9 protein-coding genes are annotated in these 12,636 nt (G+C 43.4%); all 9 read left to right on the top strand.

Annotation, left to right across the window (positions count from 1 at the left end; genetic code table 11):
• Positions 1-11: 11 nt before the first annotated feature.
• The 9 genes from tssH (at position 12) to HV261_RS09685 (ending at position 12,614) form a co-directional block, all read left to right on the top strand.
• Complete coding sequence (tssH, locus tag HV261_RS09645) at positions 12-2,708, top strand: type VI secretion system ATPase TssH (RefSeq protein WP_202038137.1); 2,697 nt, start codon at positions 12-14, stop codon at positions 2,706-2,708.
• 60 nt (positions 2,709-2,768) lie between these two features.
• On the top strand, positions 2,769-5,258 hold the full coding sequence (gene tssI / locus HV261_RS09650; protein ID WP_202038138.1) for a type VI secretion system Vgr family protein: 2,490 nt from the start codon (positions 2,769-2,771) through the stop codon (positions 5,256-5,258).
• Positions 5,259-5,339: 81 nt separating this feature from the next.
• The gene (locus HV261_RS09655; protein ID WP_202038139.1) at positions 5,340-7,916 is read left to right on the top strand and encodes a DUF2169 family type VI secretion system accessory protein; all 2,577 of its coding nucleotides are present in this window, start codon (positions 5,340-5,342) and stop codon (positions 7,914-7,916) included.
• Positions 7,894-8,847 carry a pentapeptide repeat-containing protein gene (locus tag HV261_RS09660; RefSeq protein WP_202038140.1) on the top strand — a complete coding sequence of 318 codons (954 nt, stop codon included), beginning with the start codon at positions 7,894-7,896 and terminating at the stop codon, positions 8,845-8,847. The genes HV261_RS09655 and HV261_RS09660 overlap by 23 nt, the downstream gene beginning before the upstream one ends.
• Positions 8,848-8,853: 6 nt before the next feature.
• Positions 8,854-9,510 carry a DUF3540 domain-containing protein gene (locus HV261_RS09665; protein ID WP_202038141.1) on the top strand — a complete coding sequence of 219 codons (657 nt, stop codon included), beginning with the start codon at positions 8,854-8,856 and terminating at the stop codon, positions 9,508-9,510.
• Positions 9,511-9,520: 10 nt separating this feature from the next.
• Complete coding sequence (locus tag HV261_RS09670; protein ID WP_202038142.1) at positions 9,521-9,928, top strand: DUF4150 domain-containing protein; 408 nt, start codon at positions 9,521-9,523, stop codon at positions 9,926-9,928.
• Positions 9,925-10,557: a type VI secretion lipoprotein TssJ gene (locus HV261_RS09675; protein ID WP_202038143.1), complete on the top strand. Its 633-nt coding sequence runs from the start codon at positions 9,925-9,927 to the stop codon at positions 10,555-10,557. The genes HV261_RS09670 and HV261_RS09675 overlap by 4 nt, the downstream gene beginning before the upstream one ends.
• Before the next feature lie 42 nt (positions 10,558-10,599).
• Positions 10,600-11,985, top strand: a complete 1,386-nt coding sequence (gene tssK, locus HV261_RS09680) for a type VI secretion system baseplate subunit TssK (protein WP_202038144.1) — start codon at positions 10,600-10,602, stop codon at positions 11,983-11,985.
• The gene (locus tag HV261_RS09685) at positions 11,982-12,614 is read left to right on the top strand and encodes a DotU family type IV/VI secretion system protein (RefSeq protein ID WP_326929137.1); all 633 of its coding nucleotides are present in this window, start codon (positions 11,982-11,984) and stop codon (positions 12,612-12,614) included. Before tssK ends, HV261_RS09685 begins: the two co-directional genes overlap by 4 nt.
• Positions 12,615-12,636 lie beyond the last annotated feature (22 nt).

Raw genomic sequence — 12,636 nt, forward strand, 5'->3', positions numbered from 1 at the left:
GGGAGTTGAAAATGATTCATGTAGAGTTAAAAGAGCTGTTTAAACATTTGAATACATACTCTACTCGCTCAATAGAAAGTGCTGCGGGTATGACATTGGCTAGAAGCCATTATGAAATATCGCTTGAGCATTTGTTCAGACAATTAATGGATGATGAATTGTCTGATATCTCATTGATTTTAAAGTATTTTGAAATTAATTCGTTAAAATTTATTGCTCTGCTGGATGAGTATCTTAGCCATGTCAAAAAAGGAAATCCTGGGCGCCCAGTTTTTTCAATGTTCCTCGTTGAGCTGATTCAAGATGCATGGCTGTTGTCGTCCATTACGCTGAAAAGTTCGTCTATTCGCAGCGGTTCTCTCTTATTAGCATTGATTTCTCGCATTGGCTATTATGCCTCTAACACGCATTATGGCGATCTCTTAGCCAATATTCAAAAAGATGCCTTGATAAGCAGTTTTGCTGATATTGTCAGTAGCTCATCTGAAGGTGATTTAGCTGATTCGCTGAGTGGTATTTCAGAAAATAATAGCACTCTAGCAAGACAATCTGGCGAGAGCGCGATTGCGCGCTTTTGTGAAGACCTTACTGAGAAAGCAGCGTCAGGGAAAATTGATCCCGTGTTTGGCCGGGATAATGAAGTGCGTCAGATGATTGATATTCTTGCTCGCAGGCGTAAAAACAACCCTATTATTGTGGGTGACCCTGGTGTGGGTAAAACGGCTGTTGTTGAAGGTCTTGCATTGTTCATTAGCCAGGGGGATGTACCTGATTTTCTGAAAAATACACGGCTATTAAGCTTGGAACTTGGCCGACTTGAAGCTGGCGCTAGCGTCAAGGGGGAATTCGAAAACCGCCTCAATGGTGTTATCTCTGAAATAAAAGCCTCAATAACACCTGTCATCCTATTTATTGATGAAGCTCACATGCTTATTGGTTCGGGAGGTGCTGCAGGGGGATCTGACGCTGCCAATTTACTTAAACCTGCGCTTGCCCGTGGCGAACTACGCACTATTGCGGCAACAACGTGGGCTGAGTACAAGAAGTATTTTGAAAAAGATGCTGCGCTGGCCAGACGTTTTCAGTTGATTAAACTTGATGAACCCAGTGTCGCGGATACAACACTTATTCTGCGTGGGTTAAAGTGTTATTACGAAGAAGTCCACAACGTCACTGTCCGCGATGATGCCATTGTTGCCGCAAGCGAGATGGCGCATCGTTATATCACCGGTCGCTTATTGCCCGATAAGGCTGTCGATTTGCTCGATACTGCCTGTGCACGTGTTCGTATTGGTCTGGATATTAAGCCCGCTGAACTGGAAGCGATGGAGCGCAAATTACTCGAGTGGAAACGTGAGTGCGAGGCCCTTACGCGTGATCGTGATGCAGGATTCCCAGTGGATAGTATACGGATAAACACTTTACTTACTGAAAGTATCGTGCTCGAGCAAAAGCATGCGGAACTGAAAGCGCATTGGGCACGTGAGCGTGATGCGGCATACCGGCTGCTTGAAGCACGCAAAAACATGGAATTATGTCAATCTGATACAGTGTGCCGCGATGCCGTTGGTGACGAACAGGGGGACAAAGAGAAGTGTGACGCAGAGATTGCGCTATCTATAGCAGAATTAACCGAGTTACAAGGCGAAACGCCACTCATCTTTACTGACGTTAATCCGGATACTATTGCGCAGGTTGTGTCCGACTGGACCGGGGTTCCACTGGGAAAGGTTCAGCGCGATAGCACGAATAATATTTTGACTCTGGCCGATAAGATTAAAGCGCGTATCCTCGGCCAGGATGAAGCTGTATCTGAAATATCTGAAATACTGAAAATTGCTCATTCTGGTGTTCGTGACCCACGGCAACCACTGGGCGTATTTTTGCTGGTCGGCCCTTCCGGCGTAGGAAAAACAGAGACGGCAGTCGTTGTGGCCGATCAACTCTTTGGTGGAGAGCAGTCACTTATTTCTATTAACATGAGTGAATATCAGGAGAAGCATAGTGTTAGCCGATTGGTTGGTTCTCCTCCGGGGTACGTAGGGTATGGTGAGGGGGGGATTTTAACGGAAGCTGTCCGCAAGCGTCCTTATTCGGTAATTTTATTGGATGAAGTTGAGAAAGCACATATTGATGTTGTGAATCTTTTTTATCAGGTTTTTGATAAAGGCAGCCTGGCTGATGGTGAAGGGCGGATTGTTGATTTTAGCAATACGGTTATTTTCCTGACGTCGAATTTGGCAAGCAATGAGATTACAAAATTTTGCGCAACCGAAAGACCCTCCGCTGAGGTGTTGGTTGATAAAATCCGACCACAACTTTCACAACATTTTAAGCCAGCTCTGCTGGCGCGTATGACCGTAGTGCCTTACTTTACCCTTCCTCCGAAGTATTTAGTAGGAATAGTGAGATTAAAGTTAAATATTTTAAGCGATCGGGTAATGAACACGATGAAAGTTGCACTACATTTTTCTGATGATGTCATTGACGAAATTGCAAATCGTTGTACGAATATTGAGACGGGGGCACGAAATGTCGATTTCATTATTCGTAAGGGGCTAACACCGAAGATTTCAGAAATTTTGTTAAATGAAATTGTTGGAGATGAATTCATGAAATCAATTAATGTTTCATTGAGTGAGGAATATGACTGGAAAATAACAGTAAGTGAAAGGCATGACGATATGAGTCAGGAAGTGACCGCTTGAAATCTTACTCATTCGCAGAAAAACAGTTAGTAAAACTACGTATATAGAAAGGATTTTATTATGATGACTCATGCCGAATCAGTAGCAATATTTAGTTCTACCGCACTGGAAGCGACGACACTGTTGGTTGAGAAATGGAAAGGTGAAGAAGAAATTTCGAAACCATACCGTTTTGAGATTGACCTTGCTTGTGAGGATATGACTTTCGATGCTCAGACCCTATTGGGGAAACCTGCAACTATTTCTCTCGTTAATGCTAACGGTGAGATGGAGCCTTATCATGGTGTTGTCACTTCTGTAGTAGAACTGAATGCCGACAGCCATTATTCATATTTTCAGGTTGTGCTTGAGCCGCGTTTGGCATTGTTAAAACAGTTTCGTTTCTCTGATACTTGGCTCGATCTTAGCCTACCCGATATCATTCGCGTGGTTATTGCTGAGCTGGGAAACATGACTGAGGGGGCGGGAGTCCAGTCAAAAGAAAGTATGGATAAATATGACTTCGATATTCGCATCCCCTCTGAGGATATTGGCTATACACAGGAGTATTTTACCTGTCAGTTTGAGGAGACGAGTTTAAGATTTTTGGCCCGTAAGCTGGAGTATTATGGGATTTATTATTATTTTGAGCAACAGCGCGACCATGAGGCGGTTATTTTCTGCGGTGATATCCGTTTTCAGCCGGAGCATGAGAGTGTTACGATAAATTACCGTCCTCAGTCCCGGACGTTGGCGGCGGAAATTGATCAGGCCATGTTGAGTTCGTTTACTCGGCATGCGCAAATAGTACCAGACAAACTGGTACTGAAAGATTTTTCTACAAGTAATGCGCAGCTACAGCTTACTGTAGAAGACACAGTGGATATGATGCCTAATAAAACTTCGTCCCGTAAAGATGGCTCAGAAGGTCATGCGTTTATCGGTGAGCAAGTCACTTATGATGAACATTATGGATCTCTGGCAGAAGGTGACTGGTTGATAAAACGCCGATCTCAGGCGTTGCGCTGCATACAGTCCGTGTATCAGGGAAGTGGTCGGGCCACAGGGGTGCGCGCTGGCTATTTTATGCGTTTAAACGGCCATTCTAACCAGCGACTCAATACGCGTTTCCAGGTGATTAAAGTCAAACATACAGGTCAACAACCGTTGCCTGCCCTGGAGAAAGAGGGAGTTGCTTCTATTCAGGAAGAGTCCCGAACTCAATTTGTTGCGCTGTCAGAGGATCTCCAGTTTCGCCCAATGCGAACGACGGCAAAGCCGCGGATAATTGGCACACTCAATGCTGTTATTGATAATGACAATGAAGATGATGTGCCGTTGCTGAATGAGCATGGCTGCTATAAAGTGAGATTTCCGTTTGCGAGAAAGGACAGGGCGCAGACGCGTGGGTCGGCATGGGTACGGATGGCTACCCCGTCCAATGGCAGTAAGCATGGAATGCACTTTCCTTTAATAAAAGGGACTGAAGTATTGATTTCCTTCATGGGTGGCGACCCGGATCGACCGGTTATTATTGGCAGTGTCCCTAACTCAGAGAATCCCAGTATTGTTAACGCAGATAACGCAACGACCAGTGGTTTCACTACGGTTAATGGCCATTATCTAAAGGCAGATGATAATCCATCTACAGCGAATATCTCTATGGGAACCCCGTCGGGAGATTCGCATTTCTCGCTAGGGCATGCCGGGGTATCTGGCGCCAGTTTGACAACCCAAAATCATATGAAATTTGGTTCGAATTCGTTTGAACAAAACATCGGCGATCATTTCACCGTCTCTGTGACTGGAGCAGATGCACCTGTAGAGTCTGTTAAGGGTGAAGCGAAAGATACGGATAAACACCTGCATTGGGCTAATAACCATTCGACGGGGACTAAAGCGAATAATGTGACGTACAAAAAATTTGTAGCCAACTCTGTATCATTTAGTGGAGATGTAAATAGTGCTGGAATAAAATTTGTAAATAATGCGAACGGTATAAATACTACACTTAATGAAAATGGGGCTGCTCTTACAGTAAATGCAAATATCACTTCTGTTACATTAAACGCTACTGGGGCTACGTTTAAAGCTGAATGTAGCGGTCCTTCATACACTTTAAATAAAGTTTTACATAAACGGCTGGCGACAAATCATGTCTCTCTCATAAAGAAAAAAACAGTTGTTTATGATAAAGAAGATAAAGTTGTGAGCAAATCATTGTTATATATCGCCGATACTTATCATATTTATTTTGCTCCTGAACTTTCTGGTACTGTTAATGTTGCTAACATTGCAGATATAAAAGCTGATGCAAACCCTATTTTTACGATTCATAATACCGGCAAGGTGGAATTACAAAGCCCTGTAGAAATAATTTTAAGTTGTGGGAACTCCAGTATTACTCTAAAAGACGGCGAAATTTGTTTGAAGTCTGGAGATAGTGTTTATCGTGTAAAACCAACCGCAATAAACACAGACTCATCATCGGTGAAGATAACAGCTGGAGGCCAAACGTTGCAGGTTGATAGTACAGGTATCAATGCAAATGATGTGAGTATTTCGAAATAATAAAACTCCTTTGATAATGGTTTTGTTTATAAAAATGATATGGGTTTAATTTGTTAAGGAATATGTTTTCACGGAGGGAATATGAAAAGCAGATGTAGCGATTTCAGCCTGGTCCTGCAAACGAAGCATCGATTAGACGTAATAAACAGCCAGGTGATTACCCTTGGTTTATTACTTGATGCGCAAGGAAGCGTGGTTGCAAGCGAGGAGGCATGGCCGTGGATTGTGCAACGTTTTGGTAATTTACCTTTCGATTGTGGGCTCAAAAAGCACCGTGGAACGTTTGCTGTTCACGGCACCGCTTTTGCGTTGACACCTGAGCAGCGGCAGGGGATGACTGTACTGACCCAGGTAGGTAAGGTTGAAAAAATGTTGCATGTTTTCCCTCCACGGTACTGGCAAAAAGGTATTTTGGGCTGGAAAGCCGTGGTGTCTGCGCCGCTCACGAGCGTTGCCATCGATTGCCACCATGCCTTTGGCGGTGAAGGATGGGCGGCAAACCCCAAAGGGTGTGGTTTCATACAAGGCGAAGTTGAAGACGGTGTTGTTCTGCCGCAAATTGAAATTAAAGAGGAGCCTTTACTTCACCCAGGACAGTGCCCGAAGACTGCCACTTTGATGCCGTTGTTGCCACAAAACCCCGAACGTGCCTGCCATATAGGAACGCTGGATTTACTCTGGCAGCACACAACGCAGCCTTTTTTGCCGATAGATAGCGATCGCCGTTGGTTCGACGAAGTCCCGCAGGATCAATGTCAGGATGATTTCTGGCATGGGGATGAACAGTGGCGCGTAGTGGGGATGCACCCTGAACATCTGGAAATAACCGGCCAACTGCCAGCGCTCCGCCCCCGGTTATTTGTAGAGCGTCTCTCTGGTGATGAGGCAATAGTGACAGAAGCGACGTTAGATCTGGATACCGTCTGGTTGTTCCCGGATGTTCATCATCAATTGCTTCTCTATCGCACGGAATTGCCAGTAGAGGATATAGATGGTGAAGATCTGCTGTCTGTGGCGGCGGTGTGTGAGAAGCAGAGTACCCCTCCACGCCACAAACTTGACTGGATAAATGAGTTATGGCCTGCTGAGCCGGTTATCCCTCTGTTACCTGCTGAACCTGAAATTGAAGTTCCGCCAGTCCTGGATAAAAAAGGTGAATTGCAGCAGAACGGTGAAAATAGAAGTATTATTGATGAGGCATTCGCGGAAGCTGAGAAAGAAATGATAGCCATCATTGATGATATGCAAAAGCGTGCGCCCAATATTGATTTATCCAAGTACAAGGCGGCAATTCTGGCCGTACCAAACCCTGTGGACTTGGAAACTGAAGAGTACCCTTCTGGCATGTCTATCAGTGAACTCATTGATTTTGAAATGGAAAAAGGGATGGCGCAGGTTAAAGAACACGCTGCAAAGGCTGGTATTGATATTGATGAATTTGAGCACTCTGCTTCAGGCGACGTTGACAAATACATTAACGATCCAATGCTATTAATGTCGGACGCAATATCGACACTGGGGGATAACATATCTGAAGAGCAAAAGGCTCAATTCATGCAGAGCATGGACGAATTTTCGGCACTGAATAAAGAGCTGGAGTCTTTATCCAGAGTAGGCATGTTACCTCTGGTCGATATCAACGTTAAAGATAAAACATGGACAAAAGAAGAGCTGGAAGAGAGTTACCAGAATAATATTTTCTTGCAGAAACAACATTTCATGGGGTTGGATCTTTGCGATGTTTATTTGGTGGGCGCAACTTATCATGCTTGTGAATTTAGTCAATGCCAGTTTGATCGTGCCAATGTAGCTGATGCAACATTTAGTGATTGTATCTTCCGTGATTGTCAATTTATTAATAGCAAATTGCAGAACGTATGTTTCCCCAATGCCATGTTTGAAAACTGCAATTTCAGTGGCGCTAATTTTAAATGTGCTGACTTTACGTCGTCAAGGGCTGAATATTGTGATTTTAGCGGAGCATGTCTGGCAAGTGTGGCAGGGGAACACGCCCAATTTAGAGATTGTATATTTAATGATGCAATAGCTGATAGCTCCCGGTTCGAAAGTGGGCGGTTTATAAATTGTAAAATGAATGGCGTTAAGTTTGCACAAAGTGCCCTGACGAAAGCTCAGTTTATTGATTGTCAGATAGATAATGCTGTATTTAGTGGCAGTGTCCTCGCGAGTGTAGTGTGGTCAAAGATAAAAGGTTGCTCTGTTAACCTGAGTGAAAGTGATTTACATGATTTGCGTATGGACTGTGAGTGCCATTTACCTGATGTAGATATGTATAATTCTGACTTAACAAACATAAGTATTCAGAATAGTTATTTAAAAGGAGCCATTTTGCGTCAGGCCAATTTGGAGAAGGCCTGGATTGTTCGTTGCGATTTGACTGAATCAGATGGGTATCGGTTTGTTGGCCAGTCAGCGGATTTTAGCCGCTGCGATCTGAGCCGTGCTCACTGGATTTCAGTGAATTTAATGGATGCCTGCCTTCGCAATACCTGCTTACAAAATGCTGATTTACGCGGCAGTAATTTATATGCCGCAGATACTGAAGGGGCATATGGGAATGATGTTAATCTTGAGGGTGTTTTATTAACGGATTGTCGTATATTGCAGGATTTGAATGACGGAGCACAAAATGCTTAGTGCTGATGAACTGCAGGAGTATATAAAAAATAGTGCTTGTGTACATGATGTTTCTCTCGCCGGAGGAGATTATCAGAACATAAATCTCGAGGGGATACGTTTTGAATGTATTGATGCCCGAGGTGCAAAGTTCACTGCGGTGAATTTAAATGATAGTGTCTGGGAATGTTGTCAGTTAGATAATGCTATTTTTTCTCAATGTCATATTGATAATTTGTATATGACAGATTGTACGCTGACAGATGGAAATTTTTTTGATACCGTGCTAAAAAAAGGTTTGTGGAGCCGTTGTTCTGCTGAACGTTTGAGTTTTGCTCAGGCGTCTCTTGAGAGTACTGTTTGGAATGCTTGCCAGTTTTCGGACATTAGGCTGACAGAAGCACAGTTTCATAATGCAACCTGGTCTGCTTGTATTTTTAAAGATCTGCAGCTAGATGATTGTTATCTGGAAAAAGTGAGAGCAAGTGATTGTGATTTAAATAATGCCTGTTTTCGGCGTTCAGATCTGATTCAATGCGCAATTGAGCGGTCGGTACTAAATGAATGTATTTTTTCCATGAATGATTTGCGGTATTTATCATTATACCGCTCACAATGTGAAAACAGTGATTTTACTCATGCTAATATGGCATTTTCGATACTCAGTGAAAGTTATTTTCGGCATTCAACATTCACTGGCGCAAATCTGACAAATGCGAATCTTAATCTCATGAGTCTTGATGCTGGAGATATGTCAAAAACCGATCTGCGTTACGCCAGTTGCCGTAGGCTAAAGGCGAACCTGACTTCATTTGTGGAAGCCAGGTTAGATAATGCTGATTTTCATCAAGCTGAATTTATTGATTGTGACTGGCGTGGAGTGGACAGAACTTCAGTACGACCCATCGAAGAGAAACGGGTGGCGGCAGAAAAGTGGCAACCTCATTTATAGGGAAAGATGATGAATCTAAAAAGTTGTGTTTCATATAGTTCAACCGGAGCGCAATTATTTCAGGCGCGTGTTAATGCGCTCGATGGGGAGCGTTTCGGGGTGGTATGCAGTGACGGCCAGCGCCATTGGTTGAAAACCGCATTTGGGTGCTTAGTGCGTCCGGTTGTAGGGGATGTTGTTTTGATTTGTCGGGATGAGACAAACGGCTATATTCTGAATATTCTGGAGCGAGGTTCAGTCCAGGAGGTTGAACTGCGTATGCCTGGTGATCTCAAGCTGGTCCTGCCAAAAGGGCAATTCAGCATTACCACTCGTGAAGGCATGCTGATTGATGCCGGAGATAGTTTGGTTATGCAAGCAAACCAGGGAGTTGCATGCTTTGGCGATGCACTTTTTACTGCTCAACATCTTCAAGTTACTGGGAAATATCTGGAAAGTCGTTGGCATGAGCGGAGTGAATATGCAATCAGGCACACCCATGTCGCAATGAGCTATCGTAGCGATATCCAGGAGTCTCAACGACGCATTTGCGGACATGAAAATGTTCGTGTTGGGTCCCAGCGGCAGTTGATTGAAAAAGAATGCTGTGTGCATGCCAACGTGCTTGATATGCAGGCAGATGTCTTAGTCACTGTCGATGCTCAGCGCATTAACTTAGGCTAGGAGAGAAAACATGTATGTTCTTTGTAATGACGGTGCAATGGCGGTCGCAACGGTGCCGGATGTTTGTAAAACGCCAGCACCTCTTGGACCCATTCCTGTTCCTTACCCAAATATGGGCGATACAAAGATGGCCGACCCAGGTGGTTTGGTCAACAAGGTGCTCGTGTGCAACATGCCTGCACTCAATCTGAAAAGCAAAATTTCGATGAGTAATGGCGATCAGGCAGGAAGCATCGGCGGTGTCACCAGCAATAAAATTATGGGTGAAGTAACATTTATTACAGGGAGCCAAAAAGTGATGTTCGGCGGTAAACCGGCGGTACGACTCACTAGCCAGACTACACATAATGGCAGCCCGCAAAATACAATTGGTATTGTGTCCGTGCCTGGTCAGACCAAAGTGATGGCTCTTGTATGAAGGTCCTGGCATTATTTTTTCTGACTTTTGTCCTTCTTGCTACTGGAGGATGCAGCAATGGTGAGGATCAATCAAAAGATCAGGCACTTCTGGACATGAAATGGGGTTATGACGAGCAAGGAATACAGCTGAATTTAATTGCCAATAAAGAGCTTAATCAATATCAAGGGCAATCACATACTCTAATGCTATTGCTTGTGCAGTTTGACAAGTTAAAGGATTTTACGGCTTATGTTCAGGATGATAACCATTTAAGCCAGTTATTAATGTTGAAAGAAGCACCAAAGGGGGTAATCAGTCTTAACCGATTTTTTATTAAGCCCGGGGAGCAACGGAAAATAACGATTCCTCGCCTGGAAGGAACCCAAAGAATCGCTCTGGTAGCAGGGTATGCCCATCTTGATCCTGCTCGCAGCGTGCGTTTATATCAAATTGGAGTTGATCTGTCTTCTGAGGGTTTCTTTTCTAAATCCTGGCAAGCTCTTCCTGAACCTTTAGTTATTGATTTAATTCTTGGCGGTGATGGTGTTTTATTGGGGCAACAACAAGCATTGAAGCGTGCATCGCCAAGAAAACCTGTTGCGATGGAATTACCCCTCCCGGATGTTGATTCAGATGAAGAGTTTTAATTGATGTGTAGTATAGGGATTTATCAATAAAAGGAAGTTACTATGAGTATTCATCGCCCACTATATTGGCATCAGGGGCTGTTTTTACAACCTCAACATTTTCAGCAAAATGATTTACGCATTGACGCGAACATACAGGAATCATTGATTTTAACTCAAAGATATGCTTGGGGTGTTATTAATCAAAAAATCAATGAACCGGCTTTGCTTGCAGGACAATGCTTATTCGATCATTTAGCATTACGTTTCTCGGAAGGAACGCTAGTGGAATATCCAGGGAATGCGATTCTGGAGACCCGTACAATTGCGAACAGTGATTTTACGAAGGGGCCACGTGTGCTATATGTCGGGTTACGTCGATTAATGGCTGATGAAACTAATATTGCTTTCGTCGATGATTTTCCTCAAGCATATCGAGCAGATAAACGTTTTGCCGTAAAAAACGAACCAGAAATGTTGGCTGACATATTTGGACAATCTGGTGATGCAAGATTAAAACGTATGTCTTACATACTGCGGCTCTTTTTTGAAGATGAGCTTGAACATCTTTCTGAATATGAACTGTTACCTATTGTGTCGCTGGGCCTGGAAGGTGAACACCTGCAGGTCATGAGTCGATACGTGCCTCCCTGTCTAAATCTTAAAGCCTCTCCGGTATTACAACAAACACTTCGTGGAGTCAGGGATGCTTTAGCTAATAAAGCCAGGCAATTAGAGATCTTTAAGTGTCCCAGAGAGACACAATTTGGTGATTTTGATATTACCCAAATTAATCATTTGTTTGTTTTGATGATATTGAATAGATATATTCCACAGCTAACGCATTTACTGGAATCATCACCTGTTACTCCGTGGGAGCTGTACAGCGTTATGCGTCAGCTTGTTGGTGAATTGAGCCTGTTCTCGGAGCGCTGTGACATGTCAGGTATATCACAGGATGGACGGCATCTGGTGCCATCCTGGCGGCAGGAAGAGAGCGGTAATGGTATTGTTGCTCTGGCTGTCTTGATTAATCAACTATTAAGCGACATTGGTGTAGGTACCGAACTTGCGGTGCGCTTTGAATGGCAGAATGACCATTACAGTGGTAAATGTATGGAGGGCTTCTTTGACCCACGTCATCGGTATTATTTGGTGGTAAGAGGTGCTTCAGACTCAACTAAGCTGATCAATAGTTTATTACGAGATGGTAAGTTTTGTGCATCATCAGAATTAAGTAACCTGGTGAGTCGCGCGTTACCTGGTATTGAATTGAGTCATCTTCAGAACCCGCCTTTAGGGATCTTTCACCGATCGGGTGCGCAATATTTTCGGATGGAATCCTTGAGTGCTAAATGGGATTCTTTACAAAATGAGTGTACTGGCGCATTGTTTTTACCTGATTTAAATGATGAATTATTAATCGAAATGGTTGCGGTAAGAACATGACTATATATAGATTAGTTGATTGTTGGATGCCATTTTTTGAACATCTTAATAACATGATCGCGCAGCCAGGCGCCACGTACGAAGAATTATCAATGGCATTAATGAATATGCTTGAAGATGCAGAACGCAAAGCTTACGAATGCCAGTTTGCTCCGGAGGAAGTTAAGGAAGCAAAGTTTGCGATTGTCGCTTGGATTGATGAAGTGGCAATGACAACGTTATGGGCGGGGGCTGATACATGGCGCAGATTTCCGTTACAACGGCATTATTTCTCTACTACATTTGCAGGGGAGCTTTTTTATCAGCGTCTTGAACAGTTGCCTGAATTATTTCAAGGCGCGAAAGAAACATATGCGCTTGTATTGCTGGCTGGTTTTCAGGGGCGTTATATTCAATGTTCTAAGCATGAAGAAAATGAATTCCATAAAAAGATACTACGGACAATTATTAAGAATTATGAAAATGATATGTCTGATGAGAATTCACCTATCTTTATTCAGCCTAAAGCATTTAATTCAAATGTGAATCTCCGCGCTCATCGTCGACTACCGTCACTATTAGTTCTTTTATTAATCATGACTCCTGTATTAATCTTAGTCGCTTTATATATTTTTTTGACAGTGGCTTAGTGGGTCAGATATTTGCTTTGAT

The organism is Citrobacter sp. RHBSTW-00671 (assembly GCF_014103415.1).
In the GTDB taxonomy this organism is placed as follows: Bacteria; Pseudomonadota; Gammaproteobacteria; order Enterobacterales; family Enterobacteriaceae; genus Citrobacter.

Bases quoted from the DNA above. Each gene is read 5' to 3' on its own strand.
- tssH (WP_202038137.1), top strand. From the start codon at position 12: ATGATTCATGTAGAGTTAAAAGAGCTGTTTAAACATTTGAATACATAC.
- tssI (WP_202038138.1), top strand. From the start codon at position 2,769: ATGATGACTCATGCCGAATCAGTAGCAATATTTAGTTCTACCGCACTG.
- HV261_RS09655 (WP_202038139.1), top strand. From the start codon at position 5,340: ATGAAAAGCAGATGTAGCGATTTCAGCCTGGTCCTGCAAACGAAGCAT.
- HV261_RS09660 (WP_202038140.1), top strand. From the start codon at position 7,894: ATGACGGAGCACAAAATGCTTAGTGCTGATGAACTGCAGGAGTATATA.
- HV261_RS09665 (WP_202038141.1), top strand. From the start codon at position 8,854: ATGATGAATCTAAAAAGTTGTGTTTCATATAGTTCAACCGGAGCGCAA.
- HV261_RS09670 (WP_202038142.1), top strand. From the start codon at position 9,521: ATGTATGTTCTTTGTAATGACGGTGCAATGGCGGTCGCAACGGTGCCG.
- HV261_RS09675 (WP_202038143.1), top strand. From the start codon at position 9,925: ATGAAGGTCCTGGCATTATTTTTTCTGACTTTTGTCCTTCTTGCTACT.
- tssK (WP_202038144.1), top strand. From the start codon at position 10,600: ATGAGTATTCATCGCCCACTATATTGGCATCAGGGGCTGTTTTTACAA.
- HV261_RS09685 (WP_326929137.1), top strand. From the start codon at position 11,982: ATGACTATATATAGATTAGTTGATTGTTGGATGCCATTTTTTGAACAT.